This is a genomic window from Parazoarcus communis, assembly GCF_003111665.1.
In the GTDB taxonomy this organism is placed as follows: Bacteria; Pseudomonadota; Gammaproteobacteria; order Burkholderiales; family Rhodocyclaceae; genus Parazoarcus; species Parazoarcus communis_B.
Map to the genome: position 1 here is coordinate 1,252,680 of NZ_CP022188.1, position 19,985 is coordinate 1,272,664.

Sequence of the window (19,985 nt, forward strand, 5' to 3'; positions counted from 1 at the left end):
CCCGACTTCCCCAACCGGAAACACACCATGCCCCTTACCCTCAAAGACCCGAGCCTGCTCCGCTCCAGCTGCTACATCGACGGCGAATGGGTCGCTGCCGACGCCGGCGCCACCATCACCGTCACCAACCCCGCCACCGGCGAGACCGTCGGCACCGTGCCGAAGATGGGCCAGGCCGAAACCCGCCGCGCCATCGAGGCGGCCAACGCTGCCTGGCCCGCATGGCGCAGCCTCACCGCCGGCGCGCGCTCCAAGATCCTGCGCCGCTGGTTCGAGCTCATGCTCGAGAACCAGGACGACCTCGCCGTGCTGATGACCTCCGAGCAGGGCAAGTCGCTCACCGAGGCCAAGGGCGAGATCGGCTATGCCGCCTCCTTCATCGAGTGGTTTGCCGAAGAGGGTAAGCGCATCTACGGTGACGTGATCCCCGGTCATCAGCCCGACAAGCGCATCGTCGTCACCAAGGAGCCGATCGGCGTGTGCGCCGCGATCACGCCGTGGAACTTCCCTTCCGCGATGATCACCCGCAAGGCCGGACCGGCGCTGGCTGCCGGCTGCACCATGGTGCTCAAGCCCGCCAGCCAGACCCCGCTGTCCGCACTTGCATTGGCCGTGCTGGCCGAGCGCGCCGGCATTCCGAAGGGCGTGTTCAGCGTGGTCACCGGTTCGGCCGGCGAGATCGGCGGCGAACTCACCGCCAACCCCATCGTGCGCAAGCTCACCTTTACCGGCTCCACCGAGATCGGCATCAAGCTCGCCGCGCAGTGCGCGCCCACGATCAAGAAGCTCTCGCTCGAGCTCGGCGGCAACGCCCCCTTCATCGTCTTTGACGACGCCGACCTCGACGCCGCCGTCGAAGGGGCGCTCGCCTCCAAGTACCGCAACAGCGGCCAGACCTGCGTGTGCGCCAACCGCCTGCTGGTGCAGGACGGTGTGTATGACGCCTTCGCCGAGAAGCTCGCCGCTGCCGTGGCCAAGCTCAAGGTTGGCAACGGACTGGAAGCCGGCACCACCCAGGGCCCGCTGATCGACATGAACGCGGTCGAGAAAGTCGAAGAGCACATCGCCGACGCGCTGTCCAAGGGCGCCCGCCTGATGACCGGCGGCAAGCGCCATGCGCTCGGCCACACCTTCTTCGAGCCCACCATCCTCGCCGACGTGACCCCGGCCATGAAAGTGGCGAAGGAAGAGACCTTCGGCCCCGTCGCCCCGCTGTTCCGCTTCACCGACGAGGCCGAGGCCATCCGCATGGCCAACGACACCGAGTTCGGCCTCGCCGCCTATTTCTACGCGGCCGGCATGAACCGCGTGTGGCGCGTCTCCGGTGCCCTCGAATACGGCATCGTCGGCATCAACACCGGGATCATCTCCACCGAAGTCGCCCCCTTCGGCGGCATGAAGTCCTCCGGTCTCGGACGCGAAGGTTCCAAGTACGGCATCGAGGATTACCTCGAGATCAAATACCTGTGCATGGGCGGCGTGCAGTAAGCAGCGTCGCCAAAACAATACCCTAGGAGAATCAGCATGAACGCAACCACCCTGCCGGCAGGACAAACCAACAGCGCGCTGATGGCGCGTCGCGCCGCGGCCCTGCCGCGCGGCGTCGGCCAGGCTCACCCCCTGTTCGCATCCAAGGCCCTGAACGCCGAGATCTGGGACGTTGAAGGCCGTCGCTACATCGACTTCGTTGCCGGCATCGCCGTGGTCAACACCGGCCACTGCCACCCCAAGGTGATCGCCGCTGCCCAGGAGCAGATCCCCCACTTCAGCCACACCTGCTTCCAGGTCGTGGCCTATGACGGCTACCTGACCCTGGCCGAGCGCCTCAGCGCACTGGCCCCCGGCGATGCGCCGAAGAAGACCTTCTTCGTCAGCACCGGTGCCGAAGCCGTCGAGAACGCGGTCAAGATCGCGCGTGCCTTCACCGGTCGTCCGGGCGTGATCGCCTTCAACGGCGCCTTCCACGGCCGCACCCTGCTCACGCTCGGCCTCACCGGCAAGATCGACCCCTACAAGCTCGGCGTCGGTCCCTTCCCGGCCGAGATCTACCACGCACCCTACCCCTGCGAACTGCACGGCACGAGCGTGGATGACGCCATCCACGGCATCGAGCTGCTGTTCAAGAACGACATCGAGCCGAAGCGCGTCGCCGCCTTCATCGTCGAGCCGGTCCAGGGCGAGGGCGGCTACTACCCCGCACCGGCCGAGTTCATGCAGCGTCTGCGCGCACTGGCCGACAAGCACGGCATCCTGCTGATCGCCGACGAGATCCAGAGCGGCGTCGGCCGTACCGGCAAAATGTTCGCCATGGAGCACAGCAATGTCGTGCCCGACCTCATCACCATGGCCAAGGGCCTCGGCGGCGGTTTCCCGATCGCTGCCGTGGTTGGCCGCGCCGACATCATGGATGCGCTCAACCCGGGCGGCCTCGGCAGCACCTACGCCGGCGCACCGATGGCCTGCGCAGCAGCGCTTGCCGTGCTCGACGTGGTCGAATCCGAGAACCTGTGCCAGCGCGCCACCGACATCGGCGAGCACATGCAGGCCCGTCTGCGTGAAGTCGCAGCCAAGCAGAAGAGCATCGGTGATGTGCGCGGTCTCGGCGCAATGGTCGCGGTCGAATTCTTCCACGACGGCGACCACGCCCGCCCGGCGCCTGAACTGGTGAAGGCCATCATCGCCGAAGCGCTCAAGCGCGGCCTGCTGCTGCTGTCCTGCGGCAGCTACGGCAACGTGCTGCGTCTGATGGTGCCGCTGACCATTGAGCAGAACGTGCTCGACGAAGGTCTGGACATCCTCGCCGCCGCCATCGACGCAGTCATCGCTTCGGCCTGAAACCTGCGCTGATTGAAAGCAGACAAACGCCGCTTGCTGATAACGCAAGCGGCGTTTGTCGTTTACCGCAATGAATACCAATCAACCTGAACGACCGGTCGCGCGTTAGAGGCTTCGCGCACATGTGTGCGCATCACTCTACTGGCGCCACGATGGAATTCCTCACCGATCCGCAACTGCTGATTGCCTTTCTCACGCTCACCGTGCTCGAGCTGGTGCTGGGTATCGACAACATCATTTTCATCTCCATCCTGGTGGACAAACTGCCACCGGAGAAGCGCGCCTTCGCCCGCCGCCTGGGGCTCTTTCTCGCCATGTTCATGCGCATCGGGCTGTTGATGGTGCTGGCCTGGCTGGCCGGTCTCACCACGCCCATGTTCGAGCTCTTCGACCACGGCGTGTCCGGGCGCGATCTGATCCTGATCAGTGGCGGCCTGTTCCTGGTATGGAAAAGCACAGCCGAGATTCACCAGTTGCTCGAAGGCGAGGAGGGCGAAGCCTCGTCGGCGGTCAAGGCCACCTTCACAGCGGTCATCCTGCAGATCATCGTGATCGACATGGTGTTCTCGCTCGACTCCATCATCACCGCAATCGGCATGGTCAATAACCTGCCGGTGATGATTGCCGCCGTGGTGGCATCCGTGGCACTGATGATGGTCGCCGCCGAATCGATCGGCAATTTCGTCTCCACCCATCCGACGGTGAAGATGCTCGCGCTGTCCTTCCTGATGGTGGTCGGCGTGGTGCTGATCGCCGAGGGCTTTGGTCACCCTGTGCCGAAGGGCTACATCTATTTCGCGATGGCGTTCTCGGTGCTGGTGGAAATGCTCAACATCCGCCTGCGCAAGGGCGCAGCGAAACCGGTCGATCTGCGCGAGCCCTACAGCGCCGAAATCTCAGCCCCGGTCGAAACCAGGGCCTGAACGCCAGCGCCTTAGAGCGCCTCGGGCAAGCTCACCACTGCGCGACCACCCGCCTCGAGGGCGGCGCGCAGTCTGGCCGCGTTGTCCACCGCGCCCGGCGTATCGCCATGCACGCAGATGCTGTGCATGACGGCCGGCAGCACCTTGCCGCTTTGCGACACCACGCCACCGGCGTCGAGCATGCGCAGCACGTGAGCAACGAGCTCGTCGTGGTCGTGAATCACGGCGCCGGGCTGGCCACGCGGCACCAGCATGCCGGCGTCGGTGTAGGCGCGATCGGCAAAGATCTCGGCCGCAACCCTCAGCCCGGCGCGTTCACCCGCCTTGTACAGCTCCGACAGCACCGGCGCGAGCAGAATCAGCCCGGGGTCGATGGCACGCACGGCGCGCGCCACCGCATCGGCCAGTGTCGCGTCCTCGCAGGCCTGGTTGTTGAGTGCGCCATGCGGCTTGACGTGGGTCACACGCCCGCCTTCTGCAGCGGCCATGCCGGCCAGCGCCCCGACCTGGTAGATCACCATCGCTTCGAGCTCGTTCGGGGCCATCTTCATCGGCCGCCGGCCGAAGCCCTGCAGGTCGGGATAGGACGGGTGGGCGCCCAGACTCACGCCGGCGGCAAGGGCCGTGCGCACCGTATTACGCATCACCAGCGGATCGCCAGCATGAAAGCCGCAGGCGATGTTGGCCGAGCGCACGACCTGCAGCAGGGCCTCGTCCTCGCCCATCCTCCAGGCGCCGAAGGATTCGCCGAGGTCGGCATTGAGGTTGATCTTCATGTCGGGCTCCAGATCAGTCGTCGACCGCGGTCAGCGGTCGGTACTCGGGTGACAGCGCATGCACCACGCCGCTCACCAGGTTGGCGGAATACAGGGCCGCTTCGTCGACGCCCTCTGCGGCAAAGGGACAAATTGCGGCAAGCAGGGCGAGCGTTTGGGCTTCGGTTTCGCGTGCGATGCGCTCGCCCTCGGCCGCACTGACAGCGGCAAAGCGCAGCGTCTGTCCGGGACGACGGGCCGCAAGCCGGGGGATGTCGCTGCCGATCACGGTCGCAATCTTGGGGTAGCCTCCGGCTGTCTGCGCATCGGCCAGAAGCACGATGGGCTGGCCCTTGCCCGGTACCTGAATGGAGCCCGGCACGGTCGCATCGGACACGATCTCGGTCGCGCCGAGGTGTCCGAGCACTGGTCCCTCGAGGCGCACGCCCATGCGGTCGGCCTCGGCCGTCACGCGGTAATCACTGCCCAGAAAGGTCTCGAATGCCTCCGCCGAAAAATGCTCAGCCTGCGGACCACCGACGACGCGAATCGGGCGCTCGTCGACTACAGGCGCTTGCGCCAGGATGCGCTCGCCACCGCTTGCGGCCTGCGCCGGCAGACGCACGCCGGCGACAAGCGCGCGACCGTCCACGCCGCCAAGCCCGGCACGCGCATAGGTCGACGCACTGCCCATCACCTGCGGCAGCGCCAGCCCTTCAAGCGCAAGCACGGCAATCCGGCCGCTGCCCATGCGACGGATACGCAGGATCTCGCCATCGGCCAGCGTGACCGAGCGCCACGCCGGCAGGGCCTTGCGCTCTCCCTTGCACTCAATCTCGATCACGGCATCGCCCGCCACCGCCACGCGCACGGCGGCGCCACGCGCGACGACCTGCAGGCCGCCGTCAAAGCATTCGATGACCGGCGTGGTGCCGGCGTTGCCGACCAGTGCGTTGGCGATGCGCATCAGCCGGGGGTCGAGCACGCCGGCCCAGGGCACACCAATACGGCGGAAGCCCCTGCGCCCGATGTCCTGTACCGAAGCATAGGCACCGGGTGAAACGATCTCGAGAGCGGCCGGGCTGTTCATCGCAACACCTCCGCATCCTCCGCCCTCGGACTCGTGAGCCAGTGTTGCGGCTCGATTTCACCTGCTTTGAGCGAGCGCTCAATGCGCTCGTATTCGGCCATCGAGACCGGGACGAAGCGCACATGGTCACCCGCGGCCAGAAGCGAGGGCGATTCGCGCCCGGCGTCGAACAGGCTGACCGGACAGCGCCCGAGCAGATGCCAGCCGCCAGGACTCTCCCACGGGTAGATCGCGGTGAGCCCGGTCGCGATCGCCACGCTGCCGGGAGGGACGCGCAGCCGCGGCTCCGGGCGGCGCGGCAGGCGCAGCGCCTTGGGCAGATCACCCATGAAGGGGAAACCGGGCAGGAAACCCAGCATATACACCAGGTATTCACTGCCACTGTGCAGCGCCACGACTTCGTCTTCGCTGACCCCCAGACTGCGCGCGGTCTCGGCCAGATCCGGCGCAAAGATGCCCTCGTAACACACCGGCAGATGCCACAGCCGGCCATTGTCGCCGCCGCTGTGCCCGCTCGCTGCAAACAGCGGGCGCAAGGCTTCGAGCAGAATCTCGCGCCCGGTCTGCAGCGGGTCGAAGAACACGGTGAGCGAGCGAAAGGTCGGCATGGTCTCAATCACACCGGGCAGACCGCCCTCGGCCTGCAGGCGTGCAATGCCGACATCGAGCGCATTCACTGCGGCAAGCAGATCCGGGTCGATTGCATCGCCGAACTCGACGGTAAAGGCAGCATCACCTGCATCCAGCACACACATGCTCACGGGCTTGTTCCTTGCTTTGTCAGGGAGCGGATGTCGACGCTGCGCGTGCAGCCTGATCGTAGCGCCCCGAAAGGGTGCGAAGCAGGCGTGCCAGATCACCGATCTGTGCGTTGTCTTCGGCACTGCCGGTGAAACCGGGCATCAGGCAGGCTTCACGGACGTCGCGGTAAGCCGCGCAAACCTCGCGTCCGGAGTCGGTCGTTGCGAAAAAGGCTTCCTTGCCCAGTTTCCTGCTTTGTACCAGGCCGAGCGCGGCGAGTTTGCGCAGGGAATAGGACACCACGTGGGTGTCCTCGACGTTGAGCACGAAACAGATGTCGGCGAGGCGTTTTTCGCTGTCGCGGTGGGCGACGTGGTGCAGCACCAGCACGTCGATCGGCGTCATGTCCTTGACCCCGGCAGCGGTCATGCAGCGTGTCATCCAGCGCGAAAAGGCGTGCCAGGCAATGATCATCCCGAACTCGAACTCGGACAGTTCGGGCGATTTCGGCGACACCAGATGCTGGGAGGAAACAATTCGACCACAATCCTGCCCGACCAGCGGCACAAGTTGCTTGGGCATTTTTTCCTCACATTTCGTTTACGAATTCTTGACAATTTATAGATGAAATCCCAATCTTTCAACAACGCTGACTTCGATCATCGTGGTTCATGCGTTGGCTTCGCCCCCGGAAATTCGATCCTTCAGTCCCCTCACCGGAGAACATCAAGATGAATGTGAAGCACCGCATCCTCAGCACACTGCTTGGCTCGCTCGCCGCATTCGGCGTGGCGTCTGCCGCTCAGGCACAGACCACGTGGGACATGCCGACGCCCTATCCGGTCGCCAACTTTCACACCGAGAACATCCAGCAGTTTGCCGATGAAGTAACCAAGGCCAGTGCAGGCAAACTCAAGATCACCGTGCATTCCAACGGCTCGCTGTACAAGTCCAACGAGATCAAGCGCGCGGTGCAGGGCGGCCAGGCGCAGATCGGCGAAGTGCTGCTGTCCAGCCTCGCCAACGAAGACCAGCTCTATGCGCTGGACACCGTCCCCTTCCTCGCCACCAGCTACGCCGAATCGCAGAAACTGTGGAAGGTTTCGCGCGATGCCGTCGAAGCCCGCCTGGCCAAGAACGGTCTGAAGCTGCTGTACTCGGTGGCTTGGCCGCCGCAAGGCATCTACTCCAAGACCGCACTGACCTCGATGGCCGATCTCAAGGGCATCAAGATCCGCTCCTACAGCCCGACCGTTGCCCGCATGATCGAACTGATGTCGGCACAACCCGTCACCGTACAGGCCGCCGATCTGACCCAGGCCCTGTCCACCGGCGTGGTATCCGCCAACATCACTTCATCGTCCACCGGCTACGACACCAAGAGCTGGGAGCAGCTCGATTACTATTTCGACGTTCAGGCCTGGCTGCCGAAGAACGTCGTGTTCGTCTCGCAGAAGGCTTTTGATGCACTCGATCCGGCCACCAAGGAAGTCGTGCTCAAGGCGTCGGCTGCGGCCGAGACGCGCGGATGGAAGCTCTCGGAAGAGAAGACTGCCTGGTATATCGGCCAGCTCAAGACCAATGGCATGAAGGTGCTCCCCGCTTCCGACGTGCTGCGTGCAGACCTCGTCAAAGTGGGTGAGAAGATGACCGCCGAGTGGCTGGAGAAGACCGGCGCAGACGGCCAGAAGATTCTCGACGCCTACCGCAAGGCCAAGTAAGCAACAATCCGATCTGGCCCGGCACGCCGGGCCATTTTTTTCGTCCGGAGTCCGCCATGCGAGCACTGCTCGATTCCCTCTACCGCCTGTCGGGTGCGCTTGCCGCAATCGGCATGGTTGCCACCCTGGTCATGGTCTCGGCCGGCATTTTCAGTCGCCCGCTCGGCATCTACCTGAGTGGCACCGACGACTATGCCGGCTACTGCATGGCCGCGTGCGGCTTTCTCGCTCTTGCCTACACCTTCAAGCACGGCGAACACATCCGCGTAAGCCTGGTGATCGAGCGCGTCGGGCCACGCCTGCGCAAGGTGCTGGAGTGGTTCTCGCTCGCGGCGGCCACCACGATTGCCATGACACTCGCCTGGTATGCGGTGCGTCTGGCGTGGCAATCACATGAATTCGAGGATGTCTCTCAGGGCATCGATGCGACGCCGCTGTGGATTCCGCAACTGTCGATGGCCATCGGCACCGTCGTGCTGGTGATCGCCCTGCTCGACGACCTCATCCTCACCACCCTCGGCCATGCTCCGCGGCGCCTCGCCAGCGCGGGCAACGAAGCCGTCCGCATGGAATGAGAGAAACATCATGGAACTGACCATAGCGGCCCTGCTCATCGGGCTGATGCTCGTCCTTCTCGCCGGCGGCGTCTGGATCGGCCTGGCCCTGATGGCCATCGGCATTCTCGGCATGCTCGGCTTTACCCCGCGACCACCGGGCGACGGCATGGCGGTCGCGATCTGGGGCGCCGGCTCGAGCTGGACCCTGACCGCACTCCCACTCTTCCTGTGGATGGGCGAGATCCTGTTTCGCACCAAGCTCTCGGAGGACATGTTCAAGGGACTCGCGCCCTGGCTGGAGCGCCTTCCGGGCCGTCTGCTCCACACCAACATCATCGGCTGTACGCTGTTCGCAGCGGTGTCCGGCTCGTCGGCCGCCACCTGCGCCACCATCGGCAAGATCTCGATGCCCGAGCTCACCCGCCGTGGCTATCCGGAGTCGATGATCCTTGGCACGCTCGCCGGTGCCGGCACGCTCGGCCTGCTCATTCCGCCCTCGATCATCATGATCGTGTACGGCGTGTCCGCCGACGTGTCGATCTCCAAGCTTTTCGTCGGTGGCGTGCTGCCCGGCATCCTGCTCGCGTCGCTGTTCATGGGCTGGGTCATCCTGTGGTCGCTGCTCAACAGCAAGCGCATCCCACCTGCTGACCTGAAGACAAGCCTGTTGGAGAAATTCTCCGCCTCGCGCAACCTGATCCCGGTCGTGCTGCTGATCGGCGGCGTGCTGGGTTCGATCTACAGCGGCATTGCCACCGCGACCGAAGCCGCGGCCATCGGCGTGATCGGCAGCCTGATCATTGCCGCCAGCCAGAAGTCGCTCAGCAAGGCGAGCTTCATCGCCGCGCTGATGGGCGCCACCCGCCTGTACTGCATGATCGCGCTGATCCTGGGCGGTTCGGCTTTCCTGACCCTGGCCATGGGCTACATGGGCCTGCCTCGGCATCTGGCCGAATGGATCGGCTCGCTCGGCCTCAGCCCGGGCATGCTGCTGGTGGCACTGGCCGTGTTCTACATCCTGCTGGGCTGCTTTCTCGACGGCATCTCCATCGTGGTGTTGACCATGGCGGTACTGCTGCCGACCATCCAGTCTGCCGGCATCGACCCCCTGTGGTTCGGCATCTTCGTGGTCGTCGTGGTGGAAATGGCGCAGATCACGCCACCGGTCGGCTTCAACCTGTTCGTGCTGCAGGGGCTGACAGGGCGGCAGATCACCACCATTGCCCGCTATGCCATTCCCTACTTCCTGTTGATGGCACTGGCCGTCGTGCTGCTCTACGTGTTTCCGGGTCTGGTGACCTGGTTGCCGGGCAAGATGATCGGCTGACGCACAAATGAAACGGGCCCACGCGGGCCCGTTTCATTTACTGCAGCACTGCTAAGTGCTGTCACTTTTCCAGCAGACTGCGCAGCATCCAGGCGTTCTTCTCGTGGATCTGCATGCGCTGGGTCAGCAGATCGAGTGTGGCTTCGTCGCTCACCTTGTCGGCCAGCGGCACCACTCTGCGGGCGGTCTTGACGACGGCTTCCTGGCCTTTCACCAGCGCACGAATCATGTCTTCCGCACTCGGCACGCCCTCCGGCTCCTTCATGCTGGTGAGCTTCTGAAACTGGCGGTAGGTGCCGGGCGCCGGAAAACCGAGCGCACGGATGCGTTCCGCGATCAGATCCACGGCCAGCGCCAGTTCGGTGTACTGCGCCTCGAACATCAGGTGCAGCGTGTTGAACATCGGGCCGGTCACGTTCCAGTGGAAATTGTGCGTGGTCAGGTACAGCGTATAGCTGTCGGCCAGCAGACAGGACAGACCGTCTGCGATCTTTGCGCGCTCTTTCTTGCTGATGCCGATATCCATTTCCATGTCATCACTCCTTGTCTCGGGGCTGTTCATCAACGGGCCACATTGCACCCTTCACAGCTCAATACTAGGCGGTTCCCGGGCATCCATCTAATTGAAACTCGGTATCGGCGACATCGGACAGGGCTATGCAATGCGCTTGCAGCGCGCAAGCGCTCATGCAACGTCGAGCGAAGGAAGACGACCGACCGGTCGCACACCGGGCAGGCTGCTCTCGAAAATTGCGGTGCGCAGAATGTCGATCGCACCACTGCGGGGATAGGTCACCCGCCAGGCCAGCGCAACCCGTCGCGACGGCTCCGGCTGGGTAAAGGGTCTGACCGCGACCAGAGGGTTGTGCGCGTCGAGTTCGTCCGCAGCCGAACTCGGCACCACGGTTACACCAAGGCCGGTCGCGACCATGTAGCGGATGGTTTCCAGTGAGCTGCCTTCGAGCGTGCGCTGCAGACCACCCACATTGCGGCACTGAGGACACACCTCAAGCACCTGATCGCGAAAGCAGTTGCCGGAACCAAGCAGCAGGAGCTGATCATCCGCAAGATGCTCGGCATCGATCGTCCGGTGTGCAGCCCAGGGATGGCTCGACGGCAGCAGCACCCGGAAAGGTTCGTCATATACCGACTGGGTCACGATGCCGGCCTCTTCGAAAGGCAGGCTGATAATGATGACATCGAGCTCGCCACGCTTGAGCGCTTCGGCCAGCCGTGTCGTGTAGTTCTCCTGGATGATCAGCGGCATGCGCGGTGCCAGCTGATGCACACGCGGAATCAGCCGCGGCAGCAGGTAGGGCCCGATGGTATAGATCACACCAACGCGCAGCGGCCCAGCCAGGGGGTCCTTGCCCGCAGCCGCAATCTCGTGAATCTGGCTGGCCTCGACCATGACCTTTTCTGCCTGGGCGACGATGCGCCGGCCGGTTTCGGTAATCTTCACCTCGGACGCACTGCGCTCGAAGAGCTGGATCCCGAGCTCTTCCTCCACCTTCTTGATCGCTACCGACAGGGTCGGCTGCGATACATGGCATTTTTCCGCCGCACGTCCGAAATGACGTTCATGGGCAAGTGCAACGAGATATCGAAGGTCGGTCAGCGTCATGGTGTTTTTCTACCGAAAGCGTGCGCAGGGCGGACGAGGCGAGCAAGGACGGAAACGTAGTAATCGCCTATATAATATGCATAATTCATCCATCGGATGACTATATACTTTGGCGCATATCAAGAAACAAGAAATGAAGTGGATGAAGATCCGACTCATCGCCCGATACATGGCAGGATGCCTGCTCACTGCGCCGGCTGCAACCGCCTTGGCGTTCCACGACGTCAGCGAAGACCCCTTCTTCGAACCCCTGCCGGTCGTCCTCACCGTCTCGCGCCTTCCTCAGCCCATGCAGGATACGCCGGGCACAATCAGCGTGATCGACGCAGGGCTCATTGCGGCGACCGGATACCGCGACATCGCCCGCCTGCTGCGACTGGTGCCAGGCATGCAGGTCGCGCAGGAACGCGGCAATGATCAATGGGTGAGCTACCACGGCCTGGGTAACGATTTCCCGAACCAGATGCAGGTACTGATCGACGGGCGCTCGGTGTACTCGCCCTATTTCTACGGTGGGGCCGACTGGGGCGCACTGGGCATCAGCATCGAGGATATCGATCGCATCGAGGTCGTACGCGGGTCCGATTCCGCCGCGTACGGATCCAATGCCTTTCTCGGCGTGGTCAATATCATCACCCGGCATACCGCTACGGAGGCAAGCAGCACGGTCGGCGTCACACTCGGCACTCAGGGCGTCGCCGATCTCAGCGCGCGCATGGTGACCCACGACGGCCCGCTCGGCCTGCGCATCACCGCCAGCCACCAGCAGGACGACGGCTCGGCAAACCTCAAGGACGGTCGCCGGATCGACACCCTGAATCTGCGCAGCGACATCCGCCTTGGCAATATCGACGAACTCACCGTCATTGGCGGGTTCAGCGATGGACGTCGGGGTACCGGCCATGAAGGCACGCTGTTCGACGGCAGTCAGCCTCGCACCGCCTACCATCAGAACAGCCACCTTCAGGTACGCTGGCAGCACACCCCGACGCCTGACGAAGAATGGTCGCTGTCGTGGTACCACAATAGCGAAAGCGCACGCGAATCCTGGTCCGTCGACTCGCACAGGAATCTGGACGGAACACTGGGCGCCTACCCGGGATTGCGTGCCGCGCTGCTTGCCGCACCGAGAATTCTCGTCGACGTGAATCAGGATCGCGACAGCCAGCGCGACAACATCGAGTTGCAGCACCGCTTGCGCACCTCGAACCGGTTGCAGCTGGTATGGGGACTGGAATGGCGGCGCGATGAACTCAAGGCGGAGGCACTGTTCAGCGACAGGCACACCCGCAGCCAGCAGGAATGGCGCATTTTCGGCAATGCCGAATGGCGGATGGCGCCACATTGGCTGTGGAACGTCGGCACCATGGTGGAGCGGATCGAAGGCGACAAGCTGCGACTGGCGCCACGCCTCTTTCTGAACTGGCAGCCGGATTCAGTCACGACCGTCAAAGCGGGGTACTCCCGGGCATGGCGCCAGCCTTCGCTGTTTGAACGCGACGCCGATACGCGCGTCGTTCACCCTGTCTACGGTCTGCTGCAGCAGCGTCATCAAAGCAATCCCGAGCTGAAACCGCAACGCATCGATGCCTTCGAGCTTGGATTTATCCGCATGTTGCCCGAAGTGAGGGGCAATCTGGATGTCCGCCTGTTCCACGAGCACATTCGCGATTACATCGTGCGTGAAGCGCTGCCGCCAGCGCTGACCTCCGCCGACAACATCCTTGCCGATCCCAATTTCTTTCAGCGCATCATGGGTGGCACACGCTGGACCAACAGCAGGGATGCAATCCGGCTCACCGGTGTCGAGTACCAGCTGCGCGCACAGCCGTGGGCCGATGCCGACCTCATCTTCAGCCATACGATGATCCGGGCCAGCGCTGCCGACCCTGCCGTCGAAGCCACCGTCGCACCCTACAGCGCAAGCCTGACCTGGTTGCAGCACTTCGGTGCCTGGCATTCCACCCTCAGTGTCCTGCGTATGGGCCCGTCCGAAGCCGGTACGGGCTATGCCGGCAGCGAACGCTTCAAGGTTGACGCCTACACCACCCTGGACCTGAGCTTCGCCCGCAGCCTGCGACTGGGAAACCGGACAGTGGAGTTCCGCCTCAGCGGAATCAATCTGCTCGGCGGCCATCAGGAACTGGTGCATCGACCGGTCGAACGCTTGCCCGAGTACCGCGGCAGCAAGGCCGCCAACCCGATCGAACCGCAGATCTACCTCAGCGTGCGCACACGATTCTAGGCCATGAGCGCGCGGGACTTGATCGGCAGCGTCTGCGGCCCCATATCGGGAATACGATCTCGAGCGGGAACGCAGCGCGGTCTTGTGCGTCAACCCAAGGTCGATTTGCCTTCCACAACACAGGAATGCCCATGAGAAACAGCCTCGTCGCCACTACGCTGGCGCTCGCCCTCGTCGCTTTTCTACCCGAGGGAACAGTCGTTTCGACAACCCAGGCCGCGCCGGTAACAGCTGCGGTCAGCGCCAACCGGTTCGGACTTCCCGACTTCGGCGACCTCGTCGAACAGGTCGGCCCCGCCGTTGTGAACATCAGCGTGGTTCAGGAGCAGAAGTTCGGAAACGATGACAATCCCTTTGCCAACGACCCCTTCTACGACTTTCTGCGCCGCTTCGGTGTGCCCATGCCCAACATGCCCGGGCAACCGGGTGGCGCACCACGAATCAGCCGTGGCATCGGGTCCGGCTTCATCGTCAGTGCCGATGGTTACGTACTGACCAATGCCCATGTCGTTGATGAAGATGGTGCAGAAGTCACCGTACGTCTGATCGACAAGCGCGAGTTCAAGGCCAAGGTCGTCGGCATCGACAAGCGTACCGACGTCGCCGTGCTCAAGATCGAGGCCAGGAACCTGCCGGTGGTCACCATCGGCGACCCCGATCGCGCCCGCGTGGGCGAATGGGTCGTGGCCATGGGCTCGCCCTTTGGCTTCGACAACACCGTGACCGCAGGCATCATCTCGGCCAAGGCGCGCCGCCTGCCGGATGAAAACTACGTCCCCTTCATTCAGACCGATGTCGCGATCAATCCGGGCAATTCCGGCGGCCCGCTGTTCAATCTCGGCGGCGAGGTGGTCGGCATCAACTCCCAGATCTATTCCCGTTCGGGCGGCTTCATGGGAATTTCCTTCGCCATCCCGATCGACGTCGCAATGAAGGTGAAGGACCAACTCGTCGCCCATGGCCGGGTGCAGCGTGGCCGTCTCGGCATTGCCATCCAGGGCGTGGACAAGGAGCTCGCTCAGTCCTTCGGCCTGTCGGACGCGCGCGGTGCACTGATCGCCAGCGTCGACCCTGGCAGCGCTGCCGACAAGGCAGGTCTGCAGGCGGGCGACGTCGTACTTGGTGTGGACGGCATTCGCGTCGCTGACTCTGCGGACTTGCCGCGGATCATTGGCGAAAAGCGGCCCGGAACCAAGGTAAAACTCGATGTCTGGCGTGACGGCCGGAATCGTGAGGTAAGCGCGGTTCTCGACGAGCTCAATCCCGACCTCAGCGCCAATACCAGACAGGACGGAAGCGAAAGTACCACCGGCAAGCTCGGCCTCAAGGCGCGGCCGCTGACAAGCCAGGAAGCCGCCCAGGTCGGCGTTCCCGGCGGCCTCGTTATCGAAGGCGTCACCGGCCCCGCCGCACGCGCCGGACTCTCACGCGGCGACGTGATTCTGGCGATCAATAATCAGCAGGTGAATACGGTCGAACAGTTCCGTCAGTACCTGAACCGCGCAGGCAAGCGCTTTGCGCTGTTGATTCAGCGCGGTGATGCACGCATCTTCGTACCGGTCCGCATGGAATAAGCAGGCACGGCGGCGGTGGCATGCAGCGGGCCACCTGCCGCCCCCGCCTCTTTCTGCAGTTTCCGAAGACGCTTTCGTATCGATCAGAACGTAAGCGATATACCCACGTCTGCGATGCGTTTATTATGCTTCGCTACTGGACAGGATCCCCGTACGAACGGGGTATGCGATGCCGCTTGCCAACGCCGACAATTCACACACCGTTCTCGAAGCGGTCTTCGATGCGCTGCCCGACAGCGTCTTCCTGATCGATCCCGCGAGCTCAAGCATCGTCTATTGCAATCGCGAGGCCTGGTCCGGGCTCGGCTACAGCCGCGCGGAAGACCTGCTCGACCATTCGGTTCTCAGCCTGCAGAGAGATGTCATCGGCCCGGAGCAGTGGCTCAGTATTGCGGCCGAGATCCGGGCGCGTGCCCCTTATGTCTTCATCGGCTGCCATCGGCATCGGCTCGGTCGAGAAATACCGGTCGAGGTGCATACCCGTTGCTTTCAGTTCAACAATCGCGAGTATTTCCTGTCGGTCGCACGCGACATCACGCTGCGCACGCAACTCGAACGCGACCTGAGCGCGCGCGATGCCCAGCTTCGCTTCGCACTCAACGAGGCCAGCGACGGGCTATGGGACTGGGAAATCAGCAGCGACAAGGTCTTTTTCAGCCCCCAGCTCAAGCGCATGCTGGGATACGGACCGGACGAACTCGAGCCCACGCTGTCGAGCTGGACCGACAATATCCATCGCGACGATGCCGGCATGGTTGGCCGGGTCCTCGACGAGCACCTTGCCGGCGAGCGCGAGCGCTACGAGGCCGAATACCGCCTGCGCAACCGCAACGGACACTATCTGTGGGTGCATGACCGCGGGAGGATCTGCGAACGTGATGAAAACGGCCGCCCCTCGAGAGTCGTCGGCATGGTGCAGAACATCACCGATCGCAAGAACCTGGAACTCCGCCTGCAGCAACTCGCATCGCACGACAGCCTCACCGGACTGCTGAACCGCCGCGAAGCCGAAATCGTGCTCGACACCCAGCTCGGGCTTTGCGAACGTCTCGGCGTGCCACTCGGCATCTGCCTGTTCGACCTCGACAACTTCAAACATATCAACGACACCCACGGGCACCAGTGTGGTGACAAGGTACTGGCCGGCGTCGCGCAGCTGTTCGGAAAACACATCCGGCGCTCGGATTTTCTTTGCCGCTGGGGCGGAGAAGAGTTCATGCTGATTTGCGTGGACAGCAACCTCGAACAATTGCGCCACCGCATCGAAACCCTGCGCCATCTGCTGGCCGCACATCCATGGGAGGGCATCGATGCGCTCGAGCAGGTCACCGCCAGCTTCGGCATCGCCTCCTGTCCCGAGCACGGCCGAGACGCCCGGGAGCTCTTCATCGCGGTGGATGAGGCGCTCTACCGCGCCAAGGCGGCAGGGCGCAACCGGGTCGAGCCGGCCGCTATCAAGCCCCTCACACCCTGAAGCGGGATACCGACTCCTGCAGGCGCGACGCCAGTTGCTCCATCTCGCGCGCCGCACCGACCGTATGCTCAATCGCCGCATTGTTGTCGCGCGCCATGCCGGCAATCTCGTCGATGCTGCTGGTGACGGACTCGCTGGCACGACGCTGATCTTCGGTCGCGGTCGCGATCCGGTCCAGACCTTCGCCCACATCGCTGACTGACGCATTGGCTGCAACCAGTACGCCCGACACCACGTCGGCGGCATGACGGCTGGACTCGAGATGGCTCAGACCGCGGGCAATGGAATCCTGCACCGAAACCGACTGCCGGCTGATCTCGTGGGTGATGGTGTCGATTTCACCCGCTGAGCGCGCAGATTTCTCTGCCAGCTTGCGCACCTCGTCTGCAACCACCGCAAAACCCCGACCCTGCTCACCGGCACGCGCAGCCTCGATCGCTGCATTGAGTGCGAGCAGATTGGTCTGCTCGGCAATTTCGCGCACTTCCTGCGTCATGCTGGTAATGGCCCGCGTCGAATCGACAAAGGCACCCACCGATTCCGCCATGTGCTGCACGGCAGTTTCGACATGTGCAACTTCACTGATCAACTCTCCCAGACTGCGCTGGCCTTCCTGCGAACGGGCAAGGCTGTCGCGGGATCGTACGCGCACCGCCTCGGTACTTTCAGCGATGTGCAGAATCTTGACGTTGAGTTCATCAACCGATTTGGCCGCTTCCATCGAACTGTCGTTCTGCCGGTGCGAACCTTCGGCCAGCTGCGAGGCGCCTGTCACCAGGTTGCGTGCCGAGCCCGTGACTGCCTCGGCCGAGGCGCCAACCTGACGAACCAGATCGGCAATCGTGGCCATCATGCGGTTGAAGGTCTCAGCCGTACGACCAATCTCATCCTGACCCGGTGCATCGAGCCTGCGCGTGAGATCACCGCCACCCTGGGCAATCTCCGCCAGACTCTCGGTCATGTGCGACAACGGCCGGGTCACGAAACGACGGATGAACAGATAGATGAACGCAGCCAGCGGCAGCGACGCCAGGAAAGCGAACAGGATGCTCTCGTTGCGGAAGTCGGTCACCGCGGCATTCACCTTGTCGAGCGAGACCCGCATGCTCACCGCACCGAGCGTGGTTCCCACATCGACCTGGTGACAAAGCGTGCAATCCTTGCCGAGATAGTTCTTGGATGCCGCAGACGGGATCACCACCCGCAGGTGCTCTCCATACTGGTCGTCATTCTCGACCTGAAGAATCGCCGGACCGCCCGCCATCACCCTCTTCTCGGCCTCGTCCAGCGTCGTCTCGGCAGAGGTGCCCGGCCCATAGACCTTGCTCACGGCTTCGCCACGAATCACCTTCAGATCGCGCACCGAAGACAGTTCCTTGATCTGGTCGAGAAACACGTCGCGCTGCGCCACCGTACCGGTGATCATCATGCCGGTCAGCCCTGCCATGGTCATCTCGTTGACCGAACTGGCAAAGTCACGCGCCTGATTGATTGCGGTATCGCGATTCACGCGGGTCTCCCACACGATCATGCTGCCCCACGCAATCACAAGCATCAGCCAGATTGCACCGGTGAGGCGCACCCATATCGGCGTGTCGGCTAGACGACGCATGATTCTCTCCTTGCCTGTGTGCCCGAGGTCCGGGCGCATTCTGTAGTCACTTGAAACATCGGCTGACCTGATGCAAAGCTTTAGCAATTTCTTCGCACGAAATGCCTGGCACGTGGCACCGGTATTGATTTGTCACCTGATACGAATATCATGTAACCCTGATAAATACTGGGAACCAAGGTATTCAGGTCCTGTCCGAGCACGGGGTCCGTATCCGAATTCCATCATCCATCATCCATCATCAACCTGAGAGGTCACACATGAAGAAATCCATCGCCCGCGCGGCACTCGGTATTGTCGCACTGTCGCTCGCCACCATGGCGTCGGCCCAGGTTAAACCGGAAGATCAGATCAAGTTCCGCAAGGCCGGATACAGCTTCATGAGCTGGAACATGGGCAAGATCAAGAACAACCTCGAAGGCACCTACGACGCAGCCCAGGTCACTGCGGCCGCCAATGCCATCGCCGGCATCGCCAACTCGGGCATGGGCGCACTTTACGGCCCGGGTACCGACAAAGCGATCGGAGACCAGAAAACCCGTGTCAAACCAGAGCTGTTCCAGAACATGCCGGAAGTCGGCAAGCTCGCGGGTGACTTCAACAGCGCCGCCAACAACCTGGCAAAAGTAGCCGCCAGTGGCGATGCCGCTGCAGTCAAGACTGCATTTGGCGACCTCGGCAAGACCTGCAAGGCCTGTCACGACAAGTTCCGCGAAGAGTAAGCGCTCGTCAGGAACGCAGAACTGAAAAAGCCGCATTTCTGCGGCTTTTTCGTTTTTACCAGGCGGGTACGGACTGTGGCGGCGGCGGGGGAGGTGGCGAAACCAGCCCACCCGTCGCCACCCACACTGTCGCAGCCGCAATGGACAGCGCCACCACGAAGGACACCAGTCCGCCGCCTTGTGCGGGCCTGGGCGCCGGTTCGGGAAACTCCTTCACCCCGGTAATCATCGGCTTCACCAGGTTGTCCTTCTTGACGTGTGCGTAGTACAGGATCGCCAGCACATGAAGCGTAACCAGACCGCCGATGATCCAGATGTTCTGCCGGTGCAGACTGCTCATCCAGTCGCTGGTGCTCTTGCTCACGATCGCATACAACGGTCCCTCGAAGGCGATATCGTCATTCGCCACCAGCCCGCTCACCACCTGAAAGATCATGATGCCAAGCAAGCCGAGCACGGACAGCGCCCCAAGCGGATTGTGACCCGGTTCCTTCCACTGACCGCTCAGGTACGCCTTGATGCGACCCGGTCCCGGCACGAAGTGCGCAAAACGCGCATAGGTCGAACCCAGCACGCCCCAGACCAGACGAAACGCCAGCAAACCGGCAATGGCCACGCCCAGACGGCCATGCCACACGATCAGGTTGCCACCGATCAGCCCGCTGGCAAACACACCGGCGGTCAGCACCACCAGCGCCCAATGAAAGACACGGGTCGGCAGATCCCACACCCGCACAACTTGCTTGCTCATAAAACCATCCCTGCAATACGACTATCCATTATGC

At 63.1% G+C, this 19,985-nt stretch carries 18 protein-coding genes; 10 read left to right on the plus strand and 8 right to left on the minus strand.

Going from position 1 to position 19,985, the window contains the following annotated elements:
• The first annotated feature begins 27 nt into the window (after positions 1-27).
• The 3 genes from gabD to CEW87_RS05725 all read left to right on the plus strand — a co-directional run bounded on the left by gabD (position 28) and on the right by CEW87_RS05725 (position 3,758).
• Complete coding sequence (gabD, locus tag CEW87_RS05715) at positions 28-1,488, plus strand: NADP-dependent succinate-semialdehyde dehydrogenase (RefSeq protein ID WP_108971828.1); 1,461 nt, start codon at positions 28-30, stop codon at positions 1,486-1,488.
• A 36-nt stretch (positions 1,489-1,524) separates the two neighbouring features.
• Complete coding sequence (gene gabT, locus CEW87_RS05720) at positions 1,525-2,835, plus strand: 4-aminobutyrate--2-oxoglutarate transaminase (RefSeq protein WP_108971829.1); 1,311 nt, start codon at positions 1,525-1,527, stop codon at positions 2,833-2,835.
• 152 nt (positions 2,836-2,987) lie between these two features.
• Positions 2,988-3,758, plus strand: coding sequence for a TerC family protein (locus CEW87_RS05725; protein WP_108971830.1), 771 nt, complete (start codon positions 2,988-2,990; stop codon positions 3,756-3,758).
• Between the two features lie 11 nt (positions 3,759-3,769).
• Here CEW87_RS05725 and CEW87_RS05730 read toward each other — a convergent pair whose 3' ends face one another.
• The 4 genes from CEW87_RS05730 to CEW87_RS05745 are packed head-to-tail and all read right to left on the minus strand — an operon-like array spanning position 3,770 to position 6,926.
• Positions 3,770-4,534: a LamB/YcsF family protein gene (locus CEW87_RS05730; RefSeq protein WP_108971831.1), complete on the minus strand. Its 765-nt coding sequence runs from the start codon at positions 4,532-4,534 to the stop codon at positions 3,770-3,772.
• A gap of 13 nt (positions 4,535-4,547) precedes the next feature.
• Positions 4,548-5,603: a biotin-dependent carboxyltransferase family protein gene (locus CEW87_RS05735; protein WP_108971832.1), complete on the minus strand. Its 1,056-nt coding sequence runs from the start codon at positions 5,601-5,603 to the stop codon at positions 4,548-4,550.
• Positions 5,600-6,358: a 5-oxoprolinase subunit PxpB gene (gene pxpB, locus CEW87_RS05740; RefSeq protein ID WP_420094137.1), complete on the minus strand. Its 759-nt coding sequence runs from the start codon at positions 6,356-6,358 to the stop codon at positions 5,600-5,602. The genes CEW87_RS05735 and pxpB overlap by 4 nt, the downstream gene beginning before the upstream one ends.
• Before the next feature lie 25 nt (positions 6,359-6,383).
• On the minus strand, positions 6,384-6,926 hold the full coding sequence (locus tag CEW87_RS05745; protein ID WP_108971834.1) for a winged helix DNA-binding protein: 543 nt from the start codon (positions 6,924-6,926) through the stop codon (positions 6,384-6,386).
• A gap of 149 nt (positions 6,927-7,075) precedes the next feature.
• On the opposite strand from CEW87_RS05745, the gene CEW87_RS05750 reads away from it, so the two are divergent.
• From CEW87_RS05750 to CEW87_RS05760, 3 genes are read left to right on the plus strand one after another with little or no spacing between them, the layout of a single operon-like run.
• On the plus strand, positions 7,076-8,065 hold the full coding sequence (locus CEW87_RS05750) for a TRAP transporter substrate-binding protein (protein WP_108971835.1): 990 nt from the start codon (positions 7,076-7,078) through the stop codon (positions 8,063-8,065).
• A gap of 56 nt (positions 8,066-8,121) precedes the next feature.
• Complete coding sequence (locus CEW87_RS05755; RefSeq protein ID WP_108971836.1) at positions 8,122-8,640, plus strand: TRAP transporter small permease; 519 nt, start codon at positions 8,122-8,124, stop codon at positions 8,638-8,640.
• Positions 8,641-8,650: 10 nt separating this feature from the next.
• Positions 8,651-9,949, plus strand: a complete 1,299-nt coding sequence (locus CEW87_RS05760; protein WP_108971837.1) for a TRAP transporter large permease — start codon at positions 8,651-8,653, stop codon at positions 9,947-9,949.
• Positions 9,950-10,010: 61 nt separating this feature from the next.
• Here the strand turns inward: CEW87_RS05760 and CEW87_RS05765 are convergent, their stop codons facing one another.
• Positions 10,011-10,481 carry a Dps family protein gene (locus CEW87_RS05765; protein WP_108971838.1) on the minus strand — a complete coding sequence of 157 codons (471 nt, stop codon included), beginning with the start codon at positions 10,479-10,481 and terminating at the stop codon, positions 10,011-10,013.
• A 153-nt stretch (positions 10,482-10,634) separates the two neighbouring features.
• Positions 10,635-11,573 (minus strand): hydrogen peroxide-inducible genes activator, encoded by a 939-nt coding sequence (locus tag CEW87_RS05770; protein WP_108971839.1) that lies wholly within the window; start codon positions 11,571-11,573, stop codon positions 10,635-10,637.
• Positions 11,574-11,715: 142 nt separating this feature from the next.
• Here CEW87_RS05770 and CEW87_RS05775 point away from each other — a divergent pair, with 142 nt between their 5' ends.
• The 3 genes from CEW87_RS05775 to CEW87_RS05785 all read left to right on the plus strand — a co-directional run bounded on the left by CEW87_RS05775 (position 11,716) and on the right by CEW87_RS05785 (position 16,866).
• Entirely contained in the window at positions 11,716-13,818 is a 2,103-nt protein-coding gene (locus CEW87_RS05775) for a TonB-dependent receptor plug domain-containing protein (RefSeq protein WP_234421687.1), read from the plus strand.
• Positions 13,819-13,949: 131 nt separating this feature from the next.
• Positions 13,950-15,392: a DegQ family serine endoprotease gene (locus CEW87_RS05780; RefSeq protein WP_108971840.1), complete on the plus strand. Its 1,443-nt coding sequence runs from the start codon at positions 13,950-13,952 to the stop codon at positions 15,390-15,392.
• Positions 15,393-15,561: 169 nt separating this feature from the next.
• Positions 15,562-16,866, plus strand: coding sequence for a sensor domain-containing diguanylate cyclase (locus CEW87_RS05785; protein WP_108971841.1), 1,305 nt, complete (start codon positions 15,562-15,564; stop codon positions 16,864-16,866).
• Here CEW87_RS05785 and CEW87_RS05790 read toward each other — a convergent pair.
• Positions 16,856-18,478, minus strand: coding sequence for a methyl-accepting chemotaxis protein (locus tag CEW87_RS05790; protein ID WP_108971842.1), 1,623 nt, complete (start codon positions 18,476-18,478; stop codon positions 16,856-16,858). The genes CEW87_RS05785 and CEW87_RS05790 overlap by 11 nt on opposite strands.
• 260 nt (positions 18,479-18,738) lie before the next feature.
• Here CEW87_RS05790 and CEW87_RS05795 point away from each other — a divergent pair, with 260 nt between their 5' ends.
• Entirely contained in the window at positions 18,739-19,200 is a 462-nt protein-coding gene (locus CEW87_RS05795; RefSeq protein WP_108971843.1) for a c-type cytochrome, read from the plus strand.
• Between the two features lie 55 nt (positions 19,201-19,255).
• Here the strand turns inward: CEW87_RS05795 and CEW87_RS05800 are convergent, their stop codons facing one another.
• Positions 19,256-19,951: a cytochrome b/b6 domain-containing protein gene (locus CEW87_RS05800; protein WP_108971844.1), complete on the minus strand. Its 696-nt coding sequence runs from the start codon at positions 19,949-19,951 to the stop codon at positions 19,256-19,258.
• Between the last annotated feature and the right edge of the window lie 34 nt (positions 19,952-19,985).

What these genes read in the sequence shown, in the direction of transcription:
- CEW87_RS05730 (WP_108971831.1), bottom strand. Translation starts at nt 4,534, where the DNA reads ATGAAGATCAACCTCAATGCCGACCTCGGCGAATCCTTCGGCGCCTGG.
- CEW87_RS05780 (WP_108971840.1), top strand. Translation starts at nt 13,950, where the DNA reads ATGAGAAACAGCCTCGTCGCCACTACGCTGGCGCTCGCCCTCGTCGCT.
- CEW87_RS05775 (WP_234421687.1), top strand. Translation starts at nt 11,716, where the DNA reads ATGAAGATCCGACTCATCGCCCGATACATGGCAGGATGCCTGCTCACT.
- CEW87_RS05755 (WP_108971836.1), top strand. Translation starts at nt 8,122, where the DNA reads ATGCGAGCACTGCTCGATTCCCTCTACCGCCTGTCGGGTGCGCTTGCC.
- CEW87_RS05750 (WP_108971835.1), top strand. Translation starts at nt 7,076, where the DNA reads ATGAATGTGAAGCACCGCATCCTCAGCACACTGCTTGGCTCGCTCGCC.
- pxpB (WP_420094137.1), bottom strand. Translation starts at nt 6,358, where the DNA reads ATGTGTGTGCTGGATGCAGGTGATGCTGCCTTTACCGTCGAGTTCGGC.
- CEW87_RS05770 (WP_108971839.1), bottom strand. Translation starts at nt 11,573, where the DNA reads ATGACGCTGACCGACCTTCGATATCTCGTTGCACTTGCCCATGAACGT.
- CEW87_RS05735 (WP_108971832.1), bottom strand. Translation starts at nt 5,603, where the DNA reads ATGAACAGCCCGGCCGCTCTCGAGATCGTTTCACCCGGTGCCTATGCT.
- gabD (WP_108971828.1), top strand. Translation starts at nt 28, where the DNA reads ATGCCCCTTACCCTCAAAGACCCGAGCCTGCTCCGCTCCAGCTGCTAC.
- gabT (WP_108971829.1), top strand. Translation starts at nt 1,525, where the DNA reads ATGAACGCAACCACCCTGCCGGCAGGACAAACCAACAGCGCGCTGATG.
- CEW87_RS05790 (WP_108971842.1), bottom strand. Translation starts at nt 18,478, where the DNA reads ATGCGTCGTCTAGCCGACACGCCGATATGGGTGCGCCTCACCGGTGCA.
- CEW87_RS05725 (WP_108971830.1), top strand. Translation starts at nt 2,988, where the DNA reads ATGGAATTCCTCACCGATCCGCAACTGCTGATTGCCTTTCTCACGCTC.
- CEW87_RS05800 (WP_108971844.1), bottom strand. Translation starts at nt 19,951, where the DNA reads ATGAGCAAGCAAGTTGTGCGGGTGTGGGATCTGCCGACCCGTGTCTTT.
- CEW87_RS05745 (WP_108971834.1), bottom strand. Translation starts at nt 6,926, where the DNA reads ATGCCCAAGCAACTTGTGCCGCTGGTCGGGCAGGATTGTGGTCGAATT.
- CEW87_RS05765 (WP_108971838.1), bottom strand. Translation starts at nt 10,481, where the DNA reads ATGGAAATGGATATCGGCATCAGCAAGAAAGAGCGCGCAAAGATCGCA.
- CEW87_RS05785 (WP_108971841.1), top strand. Translation starts at nt 15,562, where the DNA reads ATGCCGCTTGCCAACGCCGACAATTCACACACCGTTCTCGAAGCGGTC.
- CEW87_RS05760 (WP_108971837.1), top strand. Translation starts at nt 8,651, where the DNA reads ATGGAACTGACCATAGCGGCCCTGCTCATCGGGCTGATGCTCGTCCTT.
- CEW87_RS05795 (WP_108971843.1), top strand. Translation starts at nt 18,739, where the DNA reads ATGAAGAAATCCATCGCCCGCGCGGCACTCGGTATTGTCGCACTGTCG.